Genomic DNA, 18,321 nt, shown 5'->3' on the forward strand with positions numbered 1-18,321 from the left:
CTCCGGACAAGAATTTAGAAGGAAAATTGAATTGGTCAGTAAGTGAAATCACCCTTGAAAACGATCTGTTTTCAAGGGTGATTTTTTCTTTTCAAAAGAAATTAATTATTTTAATTGAACAATTGTGTAATGCAATAGAAAAGTGCAGAAGAATGCAATGGAAAGTACAGAAGCTTGCCAGTCTTCCTTTTTATCATTATTTTTGCCGTGACAGTGCGTTTGAGACCCTGAAACTATCTCCTGTAAAATTTAGAATATGTGCGTGATGGATGACCCGATCGACGAGCGCCGCTGTTAGCCGGGGGTCACTGAACACGCGATTCCATTGACTGAATTCCAAGTTTGACGTGATGATGAGACTCGTTTGCTCGTACCAGTCCGAAATGAGCTGAAAGAGGAGTTCCGCCCCTTCTTTGCTAAAAGGCACATAGCCCATCTCATCTAAGATGACCAAATCCACTTTTTTGAATCGATTCCGAAATTGTCCCCATTTCCCTTCGGCCCACGCTTTTTCCAATACCTCTGCGAGGTCTGAAACCCGATAGAACCGCACTTCAAAACCTTTTTGGCATGCTTCATGACCCAGCGCGGTGGCCAGATGCGTTTTGCCAAGTCCAGTGGATCCCGTGAAGATCAGGTTCTCTTTTCGTTCGATGAAGTGAAGCTTGACGAGTTCTTCCGAATCGAGCTGATGCGGGAAATGAATTTTTTCGCTCCACTCAAAAGACGGAAGCGTCTTCTCCTGCAAGAACTTCGCTTTCTTGATCAGCCTCGCTGCTTTCGCTTCTTCCCTCAGCTCCAACTCCTTGTTCAGAAGGGCTTCCACAAATTGAGCGGAATTTTCAAATGCGATGGACCCGTAAATGTCGGCGACATGCGCCAGCCGCAGGCTCTTACATATCTGTTTCAATTCAGCCGTCATCCGATCTCACCTCCAGCGTGGGTGGGGGATTGGAGCTGATCATAAATCGACCAGTCCACATCGAAAGGGTGGTCTGCTGGCTCTTTCATCTCCTGGGTCTGTTCACTTAACAGTTCATAGAATCGTTCACTGATTTCTTCCATGTCATGCAGGACAAGTGTGGCAATGAGCCATCTCAAGCGCTCTTTGCGAATGGTAAGATCCGTTATCGCCAGGTATTCTCGGATACGTCCCGGCAAATAAGGGGCAAAACGAGAGTAGGGAACAGCGCGAGGCTTACTGAGCCAAGCGCGTAAAATGCCATCCCAAGGAATCTTCCGATTCCGATGCATGTAGGGACGAAAATCATCATACAGAATCTCTCCGTGAGGAGAGACGACTTTGAACCGGTTCCAGTATTTGATGACGGACAGCTGTGAAAAGTTAGCGCCTTTCGGTATGTATATGCCCACTTGATCAATCAGGATTTCGCCATACTTATTCGCTTTCGCCTTCTCTGCCTTGAACACGGAATATTCTTCTTCTGGCAAGGCGAGAAGGTACTGAGATTCCTCTTCCAATAGCTCCTTGATTGGCACCTGTTTCTTGTAATGAATGCGTTCGCGGTCTTTTTCCAAGTGATCTTTAAGCAGATCCGTCAGGTGGTCCAGGTTTTCGATGACTGGCGCCGGTGTAATGAAATTGTAGCGGACATAGCCCACTTTGTTTTCTACATTTCCTTTTTCATAGCCGGCTGCCGGATTGCACGCCTGTGGCTCAAATCCGTAGTGATTGGCGAAACGGAGAAACTCATCTGTAAAGACGGCTTCTTCATGACGCCCCCGTGGTCGGATGACAGCGGCTTTCAGGTTATCGATGCGAATTTTTCTCGGCACTTCGCCCAGTTGACTGAAAATCATCTTCATTCCTTGGAGGAAACACTCCTGGTTCTCGCCTGGCAGCGGGATTGCATAAGCGGCGTTACTGAAAGGAAGTGACAGGACGAGTGCGTGAATATCCACGTATTTACCTTCTTTCACCGCTTCCATCAATCCGAAATCCAGCTGCGCTTCACCCGGCGGATGTTCCAGCCGTTCCGCATTCTTGTCCCGTGTCTCCTCTTCCAGATCCTCTCGTCCTTCGCGCCACTCTTTGATGAAATAGCAGAGGGTCCGGTAGGAGCCTGGAAACTCCATGGCTTTCAAATCCTGAAACATCTTTTTGTTGGTCCGGCGCTGTTTTTTCTTCAGCTTTTCATCTTCCCATAACCAATCGGCGACAATCTCGCCCCATTGTTCCTCGTGCATCATGCCTTCTTTTTTAACTGCCTTCTCCTCCGGCAGATCTTCGCCATCGGCATACTTTTTCGCTGTGCGCCAGTTGATTCCCAGCATTTTATGGATTGCATTGATAGATAATGATTTCTGATTCCGCAAAACTTTGATACAATTTACTTCAGACATTGCCAGCATTCCTTTCAACCTCCACCTTATTGATTCGACACCAATTACGGTAGAGAAATTTTGGAAGACTGGCAAGTCTTTTTTTGTGCCTTTGCACAGTGCAGCGTTATGTACTTTTTCGTTTCATAACTCTGTACTTCTATATTGCACTACACAACAATCTTCAATTGTAAAGGTTTAAGTTTAAAAACGAGTAGGTAAAACAAAGTTTAAGTTTAAATTGATAAAGTATTTAAAATAGTTTTACTTTTAAGTATAAGTACCTATATAATTAACAAAGTAAGGATAGGGAGGAAGACCATATGATCAATACTGGAGTATTAGCGACGATAAAAGGTTCAACATATAATCAGTTTGGGAAAGAGATTCTATCCACTCAAATTCGCTTTTCGATGCTGCGGGCAATGTTTGTAGTGGATCATGAAGTGCAGCGGACGCTGGATCCGAATAGGCGGAGGGAAATCCGTGACTTCATTATTGATGCGCTGGAAAAGAAAGAGCACTTTTATTTCTCGCCTTTCGTCTTCTCCAGCAGGGGTGGGATCAAAGAAGTGGAAGGGAGGTTCGAGCTGGCACCGGGTAATAAGATTTATGTGTTGGACGGCCAGCACCGATCAGAAGCCTTATTATCGGCGATTAATTACCTTCAGGCGAACAAGGAGCAGTCAGAAGTGGAAGGCAATTACAGCAAAGCGCTCGAGCTGGGTACCTATATCCAAAGCCTGGAAGCCTATCCTGTAGCGATGCAAGTATACCTTGATTTGAACCAGCAGGAAGAACGTCAGCTCTTTACTGATTACAATACCGAGAGAAAAGAAGCGCACACGGGACAAGTAATGAAGTTTAATCAGCGAGATGCATACATTGAGTTGACGCGTGAAGTAACACAACTGATCGGGAATAAGTTCGAAATCGAGACAGACCGGGCAAGGTTGACTAATCAGAACTCGGCAGTCACTTCCACCGTCACGATGCGGAAATGCCTGATTGCATTATTTGAAGGAATCCTCACGCCGAAGTCGGGTGAGCCTTATTACCGGAACTGCAAAAAGGCCGAAGTGCCAAAGATAGCCAAGCAATTCTTCGAGTCTTGGATTACCCTGTTCCCGAAAGGCATGGAAAACAGAAAAGTTTATGTGTCCGGCTTGTCCGGTATCCAAATCGCACTAGCGCTCACCGTCTATTCATTGACGCGGAACCAGGTGACGCATATCGAAGCGATCGGCATGCTGAAGAAATTGAACCGCCGCTGCACCTGGAAGCATGATGATCCGATTTTCGCGCATATGTACGACACAGCAACAGGACAAATCAAAAACAATTCAACTTCGACTGCGATAAAGAAAACGATGTTGGAATTCTTGAGAGTAATTGAGGAAGAGAAGGGGCGGTCACGTGATCAGTAACGAAATCTTTACGAAAAAACAAACCATTATCAATTATCCGATTAAAGAACTGGTGACCATGCTCGCAGAGGGGAGATTAAAGGTAAGGGAAAAGAATCAGCTGCAGATCCGGAAAATCAGGAATTATATCTTTGATAATGTGTTGACCGACCAGATTTATTTTCCGCCATTGGTGGCGTATTTGGAAGAGGGCAAGTTGGAGGATGGGAAACCGCATCAACTGACAATTATTGATGGCACACAGCGAATTCTCGCATTGTCGCAAACGAATAGCATGATTGTACATAGAATTCACAGTGAAGTGGACCAGGAACGGAAACAAGGGCTTAAACTATTGCAAAGCCTGAACAATGCCGCACTTGCCGTCCAGATTTTTGAAGGTTTAGGAGCGAACGAGGCAGATCAACTGTATATTGATTTGAATACAAAAGGGAAAAAAGTATCTTTGTCGAAGCGCATTGCATACGACTCGCGCAACGAAATCAATCGGATTACCAATGAAATTCTAATTGATAATGATCAACTCAAAGGTGCTGGAGTGGAAGAAGAAAAGCGGGCGGTCATACGGCCAAACAACAAAAACTTCGTGTCCTTATCACAGTTGAGGCAGCTCGTCGGTTTATTCATCACAGGAAAGACGATTTCCAGCAGTTTGGTTCAGGAAAACCTTTTCACGCTGAATGGAGAGGAAAATATTGAACTGATCAATCTATGGTTTAAGGAGTTATTCAAACTGCATCCCGTTGAAACGATCGGCGAGTATGAAGAATGCATGCTCGCGAGTTTCCCGCTGCTTTATTCACTGGCGACCTACGCCATAGGAGACATGGAAGAACTGAGCTTTAAAGAAAAGAGAGTGGAATTATTGCGGCGGATGGAAAAACTGCGAGGGATCGATTGGCGGCCTTCAAACAAAATTTGGAGAACTTTCAAAGGCAGTGAACGAGGCAGCAAACGTTTGTTTTTCATCCACCAGGACAAAGCCAATATGGCAGCGATGGTAACCTGGCTGCAATTTCAAGGAGGTGAGTAGGATGTGAGGAAGGAAAGGATCGCAATAGAAAACCCCCGGGTGTGAATGTCTTGGCTGACCATCACCCGAGGGAACCAGTTGGAGTGTACCAACTACCTGTTAGTATACTCCAATTTCATTTAAATATTAAGGTTTAAATTGAATGGAGGAAAACGAGTGAAACAGAAAACGAAGGTCAACAGTGAAATGAAACGGGAATATGCTATCAGTTCCGAGACGATCGGCATATTGCCAAACTTTGATGAAAATGGATTCCTGAACTCCAAAATCTGCAAAAAGGATGGAATCTCGATTGCGGGCATAAGCCCGTTTGATCTGATCGACACCAATCTCCGCTTTCGCGGTTCGAGTATGCGAGGGGCATTGGATGGTGCTCAGGCCATTCTGAATAAAAAGAATATGAACCCGCTCATCCTTGACCGAGAACGCGACATTATCCTGTTTCCCTGCAGATCTCCGATTCGCGAAGATTGTGTTTGGTTGTCGCTGCGGCATGTGAAGAGTTACAAGCCTTCCGGAGTCCGCCACACCCAGGTCGAGCTGAGCAACGACAGTACGATCATCTTGGATGTCAGCATGCATACTTTCAGCAAGAAAATGCATCGGGCATACGAACTGCGCTATAAGATTCAGGCACAGACGTTGGAGTTTGAAGAAAAGGCGATGGAGGCGGGTGTTCGTTATCATTTGATGAAAGGTGAAGTAGGGATGAATTATGAGGGTGGGGGATTGGTGGAGTAAGATTTATTGAATGAATGGCAATTATTTTGAAATCCCGGACGCTTAAATAAGGGAGCACGGGATTTTTTCACTAGCTGCGTGTAGTAAGTATATGAGTCCAAGTTGTGATAAACAACTTTTTAAAGGAAAGAAGGGCCAAAATGAAAACTCTCAGTAAAATCGCGCCCCTGTGTCAAAGATCGAAAGTCGAGCCCCTGTGTCCCGCACAATTAGCATAAATAGTCATAATTGAATCCAACACAGGGACAATCTGGGAACTGCTGGAAATCGTCTTTAGACAATTGTATAGGACAACCAAGAACCAGTCCTGCCATTAAAATCGCGCCCCTGTGTCAAAGACGATTCAATCTATTCACGACAATTGCATGCAAAAAAAGCGATGCCCAGGAACCGCAACGGTTTAGGGCGTTGGTTTCTGTTTAATTATCGGAATATTTAAATAGTCATAAATGCGCGGGACACAGGGACAATCTGGGAACTGCTGGAAAAAGAGTGCAAGAGAAAACGGATAGCTGGATGGACGGATTGCTGAGCCGCGTTTGTTGTTCCTTCGCGCGCATCCTTGTGCTACATTGAACCTACAGACTGATGCGAAGGTGGTGGTTCTGTATGGTGGGACGCAACGATCCTTGCCCTTGCGGCAGTGGCAAGAAATACAAGAAATGCCACGGCAACGAACAAACAGCGAATGTACAGGAAATGGTGGAGTCAGAACTGGCGGTGATCCGCCGGCGATTCATCGATGAAGGGATGCACAATCGGCATGTGGTAGAAATGATCCGCCGTGATAAAGAATGGTTTGCGGCACTGAAAGGGATGTTTTCGCCAGATTTGATCAGCGATTTGTCTTTCGAGAGTTATGCGTATGTCGAGAACCGCGCGTTATGGACGGCTTTTGTGAAGCAGGAGCTTAAAAAGAACCACCGCCCGCAAGTGGCAGAAGTGCTTGAAGCCTGGCTGCATCCCTTTTGGATTTTGGCGAAAGTGGAGGATCAGGAAGCGGAAATGCTGACGGTCAAAAATGAGCGGAGTGGGGAAATCTATACGATTGAAGCGCCGGAAAAACAGGTGAAAGGGGAGTGGCTGTTCGGAATTGTCTTCCACCATCCGGAGTCAAAAGAAAACCGCCTGCAGCTAACGAGCGGATTAATTTTTATTCCACCCCGACACAAAGAGATAATGGAACGGATCTCTTCGAAGCTGGAGAATTTTGACGAGGATTCGCTCGGACTTTACCAGTCGTTTGGGCGAGCACTTGAATAAGATAGCGGAAATCGCGCCCCTGTGTCAAAGATCGAAAGTCGAGCCCCTGTGTCCCGCACAATTAGCATAAATAGTCATAATTGAATCCGACACAGGGACAATCTGGGAACTGCTGGAAATCGTCTTTAGACAATTGTATAGGACAACCAAGAACCAGTCCTGCCATAAAATAGAACCAGGGCGGACATTTTTCAGAGCCACTTCGGACACTAAAGAGCCAGTTCATTCTTGTTGGAATGGCTGCAAAACTAATGTTACTGAGCCGATTGCGCTTAGCTCCTGCTTGTTTTATTGTTAAAAGAGAACGAAAACAGGAAATTCCCGCCCCTACTATATTAAATAGATAGACGACAACACAAAGAACCACTGTTTTCCGGGTATACAAGAAGTACCAATCAAAGAGATTTGACATCTTTCATTTTACAAACAGGGTTCTTTGTAATACAATGTATTACAAAGAACTGAAGGAGGTTTTACCGATGCCCACCATTTCTTTGCGTGTGGATGATCGTGACAGCAAATTGATTCGTGATTATGCCAAACTAAAAAACACATCCGTTTCGGACTTGATGCGAAATGCCACCATCGAAAAAATTGAAGATGAAATTGATGTGGAAAATTTTGACCATGTGCTTGCCAATATGGAAAAAACCCATTCCTTGGACGATGTCAAAAAAGAATTAGGCTTATAACAGACGATGTATGCTGTTCATTTTTCAGATGTAGCCTTGAAGAAACTAAAAAAGATGGACCGGTACCAAGCCTCTCTCCTGGTTGGCTGGATTGAAAAGAACTTGCAGGACTCCAGCGACCCACGAAAACTTGGGAAAGCGCTAATTGCAAACCACAAGGGTAAGTGGCGTTACCGTGTGGGAGATTACCGTATCCTCGCTTTGATTGAAGACGAAAAAATCATTATTACCATTATCGATGTCGGACACCGAAAAGATATTTATGAATAAGCAAAGCAGGTGCACTCTTCTCAAATAGGCTGCATCTGCTTTTTAAGAAAATCGCGCCCCTGTGCCAAAAACAATTTCGATTATTCATGATAAATGTATACCAACAAAGCCTAGCCAGGAACGATAAGGGTTTCAGGCTTCAGTATCCGCATTATTATCAGAATTTTGAAATAGTCATAAATGTTTCGTACACAGGGAAGATTTGGGAACTGTTGGAAATCCTTTGAGCAATAATGCAAAAGCAGCCCCTCACCATGTCTATGGGAGGGGCTGCTTTTGCATTGCTGGCTAATCCTTCATGATGCCGATCAAATCATAGAGGTAATAACGGCGGTTGCGCTGGCGGTCGTTTCCAAATACCATATTCAGCTGAACGAGCTGCTTCAGGCTTTGGCGGATTGTGACCGGGGCAAGCCCCGTCAGCATCTCCAACTGTTTGACATCCGCAATCGGCGAATTGAACATTGCGCGCCACACTTTTTGCGTGGAAGGTTGGGCCAATTTCGCCAAACCGGACTGGTAGAGCTCTTCCGCTTGATTCAATTTATCGTACTGATGGCCAGCCATTTTGATAGTGGCATCCAGAAAGAAGCTGATCCAGGACTTCCAATCGGGAACGGGTTTGCCGATGCCGCGGACACCGTTTAACAACGCGTAGTATTTGAATTTCTCCCGTTCCAACTCTTCGCTCAAGAAAAAATAAGGCGTTTCAATCAGTTTGCTCTGCAATAAATAGAGGACGATCAAGATGCGTCCCAACCGGCCGTTGCCATCCAGGAAAGGATGGATGGATTCAAATTGGGCGTGTATGATGGCTGATTTGATCAGTGGATGCAGTTCGTCCAGCTGTTCTTCCGCATAGGGATTGCCGTTGATGAACCGTTCCAGATTCGTCATGTACTGATCCATCAATTGCGGTTCAGGCGGGATATAGGCCGCATCTTTCAATTGGTTCGTGGGGCCGATGAAATTTTGGACACGCCGGTAGTTCCCGGCAGCACCGGATGAACCTCTTGCGTTCTTCATGAGCACTTCATGGATTTGCCGGATCAGCCGTTCGGATAAAGGATATCCGGCTTGCACCGCTTCAATCCCGATGGCCAGCGCTTCCTGGTAATTTCTCACTTCGGTCTTTTCCCAATCATCCTGGTGATCCAATTGATCCTCCAACATATCATGGAACGTCACTTGGGTCCCTTCAATCCGTGTCGACTGCACGGACTCCATCAGTGTGATCAATTCCAGGAATGATTGATTGACCACGGAATAGCGCAGTTTCTCCTTTAACTTCTCCAACTTGGCAGAAGCCGTCACAACTTTTTTATAGAAAAACAATTCTGTTTCACTGTCAAATTCAATGGGGAGCATAGGTAAAGAATAAGGTTGTTTCACACGATCACCTCTAACGTTATTTTTTCTATTTTTATTATTCTAACACACTTAATAACGGATTAACGATATTTTATCTTCATTTTATAATGTAACTGGTGATATGAAAACAGAAATCGCGCCCCTGTGTCAAAGACGATTCAATTTATTCACGACAATTGAATGCCAAAGAAGCTGCCTCCAGAAACCCCAATGGTTTTCGGTGGCAGCTTCTCTATATTTATCCAGAAATATAAATAGTCATAATTGTATCCAACACAGGGACAACCTGGGAACTGCTGGAAACCAGCAATTCCTTTTTTTCTTGGGGGTAAACATATTGGTTATCGGTCAACAAGCCCTTTTAAAGCTGCTTCGTGTGCTTCCATTTCTTCTTTCAGATTATCGGAAAAATCAATCGGATAGTCTTTCTTCAGCTGTCTAGTCTTGGGTAATTTTTTTATGGTAAGGTGGTTTTCGGTCATTACGACATCCACCTCATCTCCGTTATTGATATTCAATGCCTTTAATACATCTGAAGGCAACGTTAATCCGAGAGAGTCGTCAATTTTAATAATTTGCCTTTTAATAACGACCATTTTAACCCTCCTAAACGATGCTCGGTTCGATAAGAATCTCAATCATCATTACATTACCTTAATCATATCCTATTCACGCTAACAGGCAAGAAATTCGGGCCATGGTGGTAAAAACAACTTCCTATATTCACAGAGACAATCCGGGAACTGCTGGAAACCACCAATTGCCTCCAGCATTCTGCCCCTAATTTCTCTATTCCTACATCACCGGCGGCTCCATATCTTCCACATGCCTGTCTTCCTCCGCATTCTGCGCATACGTCAGGCAGTACATGCAATACGCTGTGTTGTTCTTCTCAAACGGCTCCGGCAACAACTCCCGCAACAGTTTCCGGTCCAGAAATGCCGGAGCGGGAAGCGTATCGTCCCAATACAGTGGAAATGAACTATAAGGGTAGTCCTCCAACCGCTCGACCATCGGCTCCTTTGTCTGGATCGGGTTGCGGTGGATGTAGCTGCTGACGGTGAGAAGCCCCAGCCGGGAATCGACTTCCTTGGCAAAATAGCGCTTCTGGTAGATGCGGCCGATATGGCTGTGGCGCTTCGCATACGACGAACTGTAGCGTCTGTTAACCAGGCTCATGATTTTGTGGAGCGGGTCCCGCAGCGGCTTGATCAGAATATGGTAATGGTTCGTCATGAAACACTACGCCAGGATCGTAAACGGATAATCCACATAAACATGCAGAAAGGCGCGTTTCAATTCAAACATATCTTCTTTTGTTCGAAAAATCGGCTGCCGGTTATTGCCCCGCAGGATGACGTGGTAATAGGAATTCGGATTGAATACGCGCCGTCTCGTCATCGGACTTCACCGCATCAGCGAACTGTGGGCACGAGAAGCGGAAATTTTCCACTCCAGCGCTTCGGCCACTGCCGCATCCGACACGTTATCCTCATCCCGCACATCCGCAATCGTCCGCGCCAGCCGCAAAATTTTCATCGTCGACCGGCTGCTCAAATTCTCCTCGAAACTCGCCGCTTCAACCCGTGCCAGTTGCGCAGGACTAAACCTAACCTTTTCCTCGAACAATTTAACCGGCACAATGGCATTCGTATAATTGGCCCCATAACGGATCCGCTGTCGGTTGCGCGCTTTCGAAACCGTCTCCCGCAGTTCTTCCGAAGTGGCCGCCGAAACCTCTTCGAACACACTCTGGCTCCGTAACGCCAGCACAAAATCAATGCGGTCGATAATCGGACCGGTGATTTTCTGCATGTATTTCAAACGGATTTTGTCGCTGCAAACGCAGTATTTATCCCGCGCGCCGTAATAGCCGCACGGACACGGGTTGGTCGCGGCGATCAGGTTGATGCTCGCCGGAAAGCGGTCCGACCCTTCGACCCGGTTGACCACCGCAAATCCGGATTCCAGCGGCTGCCGCAGCGTATCGATGACGCGCCGTGGGAAGTGGCCCAATTCATCAAGGAATAAAACACCGCGGTGGGCAAGCGACATCTCACCCGGTTTCGGGTAGCGCCCACCACCGACAATCGCGCCTTCCGACGACGAATGGTGCGGCGCCCGGAACGGCGGACGCTCCGACAGGCTGCGCGCCTGTTTCGCCAGCTGGTAGATGCTGTAGACTTCCAGCACTTCTTCATGCGTCAGATCCGGCAGAATCGTATGGAACGCGTTCGCCAAAAGACTCTTGCCGCAGCCCGGCGGACCGCTCATCAATACATGATGGCCACCCGACGCCGCCAGTAGCATCGCGCGCTTGGCATCCGCGTGCCCCCGGATCGCCGAAAAGCAGATATGCGGCGTTTTCTCGGCTTCTTCATAAACGGTTTCAGGTGCCAAAAGGGTGATTTCGTCATCAAAAAGGGAAGGCTGACCCCTGAGGTGGGCCAGTATTGAGGGGATGTCCGGCATACGGATCAACTCGATATCCGCTGCTTTCGCAAAAAGGGAGATTTCAATGGGTGGGATGTAAATGCGTTTGAATCCTAAAAGAATCGCCTGATGAATGGTTGGAATCATGCTGTGAAACGTCGTCAAATGACCGTCCAGCGTCAGTGCTGCAATAAAACAGGTCTTCTCTGGAATTTTCACCGGGTGTTTCTCCATCGCCTGCAGCACCGCAAGCAACATCGCCGCATCATACGAAGTACCTTGTTTCCGGACATCCGCCGGCGACAAGTGAATCGTAATCTTCTTCATATCAATATCCTTGCCGAGTGTGTGCAGACAATTGAGTATCCGCTCCCGCGACTCCTTGATCGACGTGTCCGGCAAGCCGATGATGACACACGACTCCTTGTCCTCACGTACCGTCGCCTCGACCTGAATAATCTGCCCGGCGAGCCCGGACATGCCGACACTGTAAATGTAATTGCTTATGAGAATCCCTCTTTTCCAATGAGTAGTTGCGTACTTCTTAAGTATAATAGAAGAAACTGATATTGTCTCAATAATCTGATAACATTCGAGGCATTGGACAACATAGCGATTCTCCACCCAATCCCAAGATATGCTATTCTAAAAACATCGAAAGTGAAAAGCGAGGTACGCAAAATGAAAAAAATGAAAGCGAATCCCGATTTTATTCCCTGCCTGCCGGTCCCGGGAGACGAAATGCTCGGCGGCTTCCCGTTCAACTGGCACATTTCCAAAGCGGCTGCGTGGATTGAAGAGAATCCGGGGCAGGTGGAGTTATCCGTGGTGCAAGTCGGGGCACCGGGGCCCCTGGCGGATTCATCGAACCTGGATGAAGAGTTCATCCCGCAGGCGGATTTAACAAAACCGCTCATCATGGTGCGGATGCGGCCGGAATTTTTCCGGCTGATCGACGGCAACCACCGCGTGGCCAAAGCGAGGCGCTTGGGTGTAAAGGAATTGCCGGCCTATTACCTGACCCAGGAGCAGCACCGGCAATTCTTCACTTCTAAAGATATGGACGAGCGGTATGTGGGTTATTGGAACGGCAAATTGAAAGATTTCAAGAGAGATAAAGGGCGATGGGGTGTGGTTGGGGAAGTAGAGGTTTGATTCAACACTAAGCCTTGGATGTGAGGCGATATCTATGAAAAGGGGTGGACAGGTGGAGAAGCTAAACAGCTTGGAAGAGTACCAATGGATTCGGGACGAGACCGTCTATTTCCTGTCGGATGAACGGCCGGGAAGCCGGGTCGAAAACTTCTTGCCCAACCGTTTTGACCATTATTGCAAGGTCATGCATCCGTTGTTTCGGGATCCGCAAATTACAGATGAGCATCTCCTGTGGAGCGAATTCCCTCCGGATCAACCAATTGAAATTCAGCTTGGTGAACGGCTCAGGCTGATGGAGCTCGCTGAAAAGTATGGCCTTGAATTTTCGAAAGAGCTTTCATCGGCGTCAATTAGGCTTAAGCTGAACGGCTATCCCCGTTATCTGATTACAGGCGAGGAAGGGGACATCGAGCCAGAGACCCTGCAGGCGCTCGTTCGGCTGCTGCAGCAGTTCATCAGAGAGGATAGCTGCTATTTTCTATATGGTCTTTTGAAGACGGAAGACTACATCGACACACTGTTTCGGGGTGAATTGGCAGAAGTCCTGGAGCTGCCAAAGCGCGCAGGCCTGCGCGGAACGCCCACGTATTGGTGGCCGGCGGATAAAGCATGGTGTCTCTACACCGATTACGACCTGGATTTCTCATTGGTCGGGGGCAGTCGTGAACTGATCGACGCCCTGCTGGCACATGATTTTCTGGAATGTATCGAGTGCGATGCCGCTACAAGGATTGATAATCAGGCGGATGATACGAATAGGGAGTAGCCTCTGCGGAGGTGGAAATTCGCCTCCCTGGGAACGAAACAATTCTACAGAATTCTGAATATAAACGATAATTTTATGCAGAAGAAAATCCATTCCCGCGAACCGAAGGTTCAGGGGAATGGATTTTTGATATTTATGCAGAAAGTGGAATTCTCATAAATTGAGCCGCTCCCTGGGAACGAAAAACTAATAATTCGCTTAGTTAGGTCTATTAACACTGACTAGCAATTCGGAAGTATGTTATCTTTTGTTCATTAATTATTAAAATAATCAAAATATTAATAACTAATAAGGTCTGGAAGAATTAGAAATTTAAAGAAATGGGGTAATGCCATGAAAAAATTGACTGCTTTGCTGACTGTGTTTATTGCCATTTTCGGATTCTCTTTTACGGTCACGGCTGAAAATCAGGATTTACAGCGTGCCCTCGTAATCCTGGAAGAAGGGGCTTCGCCCGAGTTACTGAACGGGACAGGCGCAGAGGTCATTGAATACTACGACAATGTTTCGGCGGTTTATATCAAAGGCAGCGAAGAGACTTTAGCGAAGCTTTCCACACAGCATGGGGTAGAGCTGGTCGAAAAGGATCAATTTATTGCCGGCAAAGCTCAATTGCCCGGTTGGGGCATACCGCATATCCACACACCTGTGAGCTGGGAATCAGGCTATACCGGAAAAGGTGTCAAAATCGGGGTGATTGATTCGGGAATTTCGCCACACCCGGACTTGAAAATTGCCGGGGGAGTTTCAATTGTGGGTGACAGTCCATCTTATTACGATGTTAATGGCCACGGCACACATGTAGCGGGAATAATCGGAGCACTTGATAACTCAATCGGCATTGTCGGAGTTGCCCCTGAATCGGAGCTGTATGCCATCAGAGTATTTGGTCAAGACAATACGGGATTTTTATCGGATGTCATCAGCGGAATCGACTGGGCGATTTCCAATGAAATGGATATCATAAACATGAGTCTTGGTACAGCAGAAGATTCTGAGTTGTTTCAACATGTCATCCGTAAAGCGGCGGCTGACAATATTTTAATCATCGCGGCTGCCGGAAATGCAGGACAGGCTGATCCAACGGCTGATTCTGTTGAATACCCGGCAAGATATGAGGAAGTAATTGCTGTTTCGGCTGTCGATAACCTTTCAGAGCGTGCTTACTTTTCATCTGCCGGCCCAGCAGTCGACTTGGCTGCCCCAGGGGTTACGATCACAAGCACTTTTCTTGGTGGCACATATATGGATATGGACGGCACTTCAATGGCTGCGCCTTTCGTAGTCGGTCAGGCTGCGCTGGTCAAAGAAGCCTATCCGGGCTTGACCAACGATCAGGTTAAAAGCCTTCTCGGTAAAAATGCGATCGACCTCGGAGCCCCGGGTACCGATCCGGTCTACGGGGCCGGTTTGATACAGGCGAAGCCTTATATGGAACCCGCTTTCGGGAAGTATCCCACTAAAAATCCGGTCGATTCAATGGACGTTTCCGAATAAACCGCATTCCTGGGAAAGCAACAATTCATGTGCCGATTTTAGGTGGTGCCGGTTATATCGAATAGCCTTAGCTGTAATTATCACTTTGAGATTCACCTCTCATTGCTATTTAACTTACATTTCAATAATATAAATTATGGTGATCATATGAAAAAAATGTTAATTATTTTAGTTGCAGTAATGATCCTTGCGGGCGTATATATTTTTAAGGATGCTAATCAAAATGATCGTCATTCTTCTTTACTGGATGAAGATTCCTTTGTTTTGATTGCTCATCGGGGGGCAAGCGCAATTGCACCTGAGCATACTTTGGCATCTTATCAGATGGCGATGGATATGGATGCAGATTTTATTGAAATTGATTTACAGATGACAAAAGATGGCGTTCTGGTTGCCTTCCATGATGATACTGTTGACCGCACGACCGATGGCAGTGGAAAAGTAGCGGAAATGGCTTTGGCGGATCTTAAAAAACTGGATGCGGGTTCCTGGTTTAATGCCGAAAATCCGGACAGAGTGAAAGATGAGTACATTGGCATTGGAGTGCCGACCCTCGAGGAAATCTTTACGGCTTTCGGTGACAGGACCAATTATTACATTGAAACCAAGCAGCCGGATAAAAACGATGGAATGGAAGAGAACCTTATGGAATTGCTCGATCAATATGGATTGCTGGAAGAGTCTCTCCCGGAAGGCAAAGTAATTATCCAGTCGTTCAGCGCAGACAGTTTGAAAGCGATTCACAAATTGGACGACGAGATACCACTCATACAATTGACAGACGACCTGGAACAGGAAATCCCTTCCCCTGAAACATTTGAGTTATATAGGGAGTATGCCGTCGGTATTGGAGTTGGTTACAGGAATGCGGACGAGGCATATATTGCTGCTGCAAAAGAAGCAGGTTTATTGGTCCACCTTTTTGTTGTCGACGAACTGGCAGAAGGGGAGAAGCTGAAATCCTGGGGAGCAAACGGTATCTTCACGAATGATATTGAAGCTGTTGGCAGTTTAAAATGAGGGATTATTAATTTGCGTTCCTACTATATTAAATAGATAGACGGCAATTGTATGCAAAAGAATATCCATTCCCACGAACAGAAGGTTCAGGGGAATGGATATTTGATGTTTATGCAGTAAGCGGAATTGGCATGAATTGAGCCGCTCCCTGGGAACGAAAACTCAAATATAAAACCCGGGAATCGATTGCATGCCCGGGTATATCGTAAATTTGATTATATTAAGCTTTTGACCACGGATTTGGGTGAATAACAGCCACTTGTGATTTTACGGACCAGGGATTAGGATGAATAACAGCCACTTGTGATTTTACGGACCAGGGATTAGGATGAATAACAGCCACTTGTGATTTTACGGACCAGGGATTAGGATGAATAACGGCCACTTGTGATTTGATGGACCAAGGATTTGGATGGATAACAGCTGTTTCGGTTGCTGTTGCATCCACGGTTTCTTTTGAAATTGAATTATTAGTTTTGTAAGAAGTATTTCCGTCGACTGTTAGAACGCCGATCAATCCGAATGTGAATACTGCTAAAGTTAACCCGACTTTTTTTATCATTATGATGGTACCCCCATTTTATTTTATTTAACTGATAGAAATTACTTTTCTATAAATTTCTCCGGATTTTCGGTATAGCTCCATTGCTTTTTCCTTTTGTCCAACATCGCGATAATAGTTAGCCACCAGTGTGCAATAGTATGCGTATTCCGTATCATATCCATTGGAAGCAAAAAGAGGAAGGATTTCCATCTCCGCAAGATATTCAAAGCGCTCATGGTTCTCGTATATCAAAGACTTCATTAAATGGAATTGATTGAATACATCAGCGACGACTTTATTGGATAAAGTGCTTTCTTCCATTTCAAACGTAGTCTGCGTACCGACTTCGCACCATTTCAAGGCTTTATCTTTTCTGCCCAACTCCAAGTTGGCTTTGATCAAGCTTGTATAGCAACGGATTACGTTAATTATGCTGCCCGATTCGATCGTTTTCAAACACTTTTCCACATGACGGATTGTCGATTCAAAATCTTGGAATTGAAAGTAAAAATAACCCAAGTTGTACTCGATTAGAAACTCCAGTTCTGGCAGGTGAACCTCTTCAACTATCATCGCGGCTTTCTGCATATGATTAAATCCATTTTTAAAATTAAGTGTTTTATGTTCCGCTAAACCAATACAAATGTGACATTCTGCTATTCTCTTTGGATAGAACATATTTTGATACAATTCAAGAGCTTTTCCCGCATAACTTACTGCATCAAGTGGTTCTACAAGGTGACCGGATGTAATGCCCAACGTATAAAGCAGGTCAGCCATTTCAGGTGAAGGCAGATCTAAAGGAGCAGATGTCAAACAGCCTTTGTAAATATTCAGTGCCTCGAGGTAATTGCCTTCCGAGTAACAAATGTTTCCTCTGTATTTGTTTAGGAAGAACAACTGTTGACTATTCATCAGATCTTTAAACTTACAAGCCTTTTCATATGTTTCCAAAGCGGCACTTACATCACCAGTAACGACGTAGTATCGGATTGTATGTATCAATAACTCAATGCGGTAAATTTCCTTCAAATGATCTTTTTTTTGATTTTGAACATTATCGAATGCTTCAATCATTTTAGAGCGGTTCTTAATATGCGTCAGCAATGACTTCAACTCTAAAATACCCGTTTCCACTAAAGGCAGTACGAAAGGATCCAACGGGATTCCTAATCGAAGACAGAGCTTTTTATACACTTTGTCCTCCAACGGGAATTGCTCCATTTCGGCTAGTCGTAAATTTTCTTGCGACAGGTTTCCTGCAGCAACTTCTTTTAATGTTAATCCTTGTTCAATACGATGATACTTTACTCTTAAACCTCTGCCGTAATTGTCGAGTTTTGATTTGTATTCATCAGCTCCTTTACTAGTGTATGTAGTAGTACTTGAAGAAATTTCACGCAGCATAGTCATTAGATGACTTCCCCCTTGTAATTACAAACCACTTTCTCTATCTCTTCGGGTCCCTTAATCTTTATTGCCTTAAATATTATACCATCTAATAGAAACCTATTCACTAAAATTATCCAGTATAACAGCCTATTTTTTATGTCATTAGTCACCTTATAAAAATGAGTGTAGTGACTTTGTGCCTAAATTATAAAAGTAGTCTTTTGGAATTTGCCCCAAAAATCGCGTCCAATAGAAGCTGCCTCCAGAAACCCCAATGGTTTTTCGATGATAGCTTCTTTATATTTTTCCTGGTATCTAGGGGGAAGAAATATTAGGCGAACGCGGATATAATTCTCTGAGCGCGGAAATAAATC

At 45.5% G+C, this 18,321-nt stretch carries 19 protein-coding genes; 10 read left to right on the top strand and 9 right to left on the bottom strand.

The genetic code is table 11. The features are described 5' to 3' along the window. Positions 1-196: 196 nt before the first annotated feature. Positions 197-922, bottom strand: coding sequence for an IS21-like element helper ATPase IstB (istB, locus tag DIJ65_RS06600; RefSeq protein WP_117300388.1), 726 nt, complete (start codon positions 920-922; stop codon positions 197-199). Continuing rightward, positions 919-2,373, bottom strand: a complete 1,455-nt coding sequence (gene istA / locus DIJ65_RS06605; protein WP_117300386.1) for an IS21 family transposase — start codon at positions 2,371-2,373, stop codon at positions 919-921. The genes istB and istA overlap by 4 nt, the downstream gene beginning before the upstream one ends. Positions 2,374-2,666: 293 nt before the next feature. On the opposite strand from istA, the gene DIJ65_RS06610 reads away from it, so the two are divergent. The 6 genes from DIJ65_RS06610 (at position 2,667) to DIJ65_RS06635 (ending at position 7,769) form a co-directional block, all read left to right on the top strand. Further along, positions 2,667-3,770, top strand: a complete 1,104-nt coding sequence (locus DIJ65_RS06610) for a DNA sulfur modification protein DndB (protein WP_117300384.1) — start codon at positions 2,667-2,669, stop codon at positions 3,768-3,770. After that, the gene (locus DIJ65_RS06615) at positions 3,760-4,803 is read left to right on the top strand and encodes a DNA sulfur modification protein DndB (protein ID WP_117300381.1); all 1,044 of its coding nucleotides are present in this window, start codon (positions 3,760-3,762) and stop codon (positions 4,801-4,803) included. Before DIJ65_RS06610 ends, DIJ65_RS06615 begins: the two co-directional genes overlap by 11 nt. A gap of 156 nt (positions 4,804-4,959) precedes the next feature. Continuing rightward, on the top strand, positions 4,960-5,544 hold the full coding sequence (locus DIJ65_RS06620) for a competence protein ComK (RefSeq protein ID WP_071151873.1): 585 nt from the start codon (positions 4,960-4,962) through the stop codon (positions 5,542-5,544). 609 nt (positions 5,545-6,153) lie between these two features. Next, complete coding sequence (locus DIJ65_RS06625) at positions 6,154-6,807, top strand: YecA family protein (RefSeq protein WP_185959503.1); 654 nt, start codon at positions 6,154-6,156, stop codon at positions 6,805-6,807. Positions 6,808-7,286: 479 nt separating this feature from the next. Further along, a complete protein-coding gene (gene relB / locus DIJ65_RS06630) occupies positions 7,287-7,499 on the top strand; it encodes a type II toxin-antitoxin system RelB family antitoxin (RefSeq protein ID WP_117300377.1) in 213 nt (70 codons plus the stop codon). A gap of 6 nt (positions 7,500-7,505) precedes the next feature. After that, complete coding sequence (locus DIJ65_RS06635; RefSeq protein WP_117300375.1) at positions 7,506-7,769, top strand: type II toxin-antitoxin system RelE family toxin; 264 nt, start codon at positions 7,506-7,508, stop codon at positions 7,767-7,769. Between the two features lie 288 nt (positions 7,770-8,057). Here DIJ65_RS06635 and DIJ65_RS06640 read toward each other — a convergent pair whose 3' ends face one another. From DIJ65_RS06640 to DIJ65_RS06655, 5 genes are all read right to left on the bottom strand, one after another. Next, positions 8,058-9,161, bottom strand: a complete 1,104-nt coding sequence (locus DIJ65_RS06640) for a Fic family protein (RefSeq protein ID WP_142836476.1) — start codon at positions 9,159-9,161, stop codon at positions 8,058-8,060. A 320-nt stretch (positions 9,162-9,481) separates the two neighbouring features. Then, complete coding sequence (locus DIJ65_RS06645; protein WP_117300371.1) at positions 9,482-9,736, bottom strand: AbrB/MazE/SpoVT family DNA-binding domain-containing protein; 255 nt, start codon at positions 9,734-9,736, stop codon at positions 9,482-9,484. A 199-nt stretch (positions 9,737-9,935) separates the two neighbouring features. Next, positions 9,936-10,376, bottom strand: a complete 441-nt coding sequence (locus tag DIJ65_RS06650) for a transposase (RefSeq protein ID WP_230321300.1) — start codon at positions 10,374-10,376, stop codon at positions 9,936-9,938. A 6-nt stretch (positions 10,377-10,382) separates the two neighbouring features. Further along, the gene (locus DIJ65_RS16535) at positions 10,383-10,541 is read right to left on the bottom strand and encodes a hypothetical protein (RefSeq protein WP_230321299.1); all 159 of its coding nucleotides are present in this window, start codon (positions 10,539-10,541) and stop codon (positions 10,383-10,385) included. A 6-nt stretch (positions 10,542-10,547) separates the two neighbouring features. After that, positions 10,548-12,197 (bottom strand): YifB family Mg chelatase-like AAA ATPase, encoded by a 1,650-nt coding sequence (locus DIJ65_RS06655; RefSeq protein WP_142836477.1) that lies wholly within the window; start codon positions 12,195-12,197, stop codon positions 10,548-10,550. A 57-nt stretch (positions 12,198-12,254) separates the two neighbouring features. Between DIJ65_RS06655 and DIJ65_RS06660 the strand changes: the two genes are divergently transcribed. The 4 genes from DIJ65_RS06660 (at position 12,255) to DIJ65_RS06675 (ending at position 16,011) form a co-directional block, all read left to right on the top strand. Next, positions 12,255-12,728: a ParB N-terminal domain-containing protein gene (locus DIJ65_RS06660; protein ID WP_117300367.1), complete on the top strand. Its 474-nt coding sequence runs from the start codon at positions 12,255-12,257 to the stop codon at positions 12,726-12,728. Between the two features lie 52 nt (positions 12,729-12,780). Continuing rightward, positions 12,781-13,494 carry a hypothetical protein gene (locus tag DIJ65_RS06665; protein WP_117300365.1) on the top strand — a complete coding sequence of 238 codons (714 nt, stop codon included), beginning with the start codon at positions 12,781-12,783 and terminating at the stop codon, positions 13,492-13,494. A 333-nt stretch (positions 13,495-13,827) separates the two neighbouring features. Beyond that, positions 13,828-14,991, top strand: a complete 1,164-nt coding sequence (locus DIJ65_RS06670) for a S8 family peptidase (RefSeq protein WP_117300363.1) — start codon at positions 13,828-13,830, stop codon at positions 14,989-14,991. Between the two features lie 147 nt (positions 14,992-15,138). Next, positions 15,139-16,011 (top strand): glycerophosphodiester phosphodiesterase, encoded by an 873-nt coding sequence (locus tag DIJ65_RS06675; RefSeq protein WP_117300361.1) that lies wholly within the window; start codon positions 15,139-15,141, stop codon positions 16,009-16,011. A gap of 220 nt (positions 16,012-16,231) precedes the next feature. Here DIJ65_RS06675 and DIJ65_RS06680 read toward each other — a convergent pair whose 3' ends face one another. Beyond that, positions 16,232-16,573 (bottom strand): hypothetical protein, encoded by a 342-nt coding sequence (locus DIJ65_RS06680; RefSeq protein ID WP_142836478.1) that lies wholly within the window; start codon positions 16,571-16,573, stop codon positions 16,232-16,234. Positions 16,574-16,600: 27 nt separating this feature from the next. Beyond that, positions 16,601-17,968, bottom strand: coding sequence for a tetratricopeptide repeat protein (locus DIJ65_RS06685; RefSeq protein ID WP_117300359.1), 1,368 nt, complete (start codon positions 17,966-17,968; stop codon positions 16,601-16,603). Positions 17,969-18,321 lie beyond the last annotated feature (353 nt).

This window comes from Planococcus salinarum, assembly GCF_007004625.1.
In the GTDB taxonomy this organism is placed as follows: domain Bacteria; phylum Bacillota; class Bacilli; order Bacillales_A; family Planococcaceae; genus Planococcus; species Planococcus salinarum.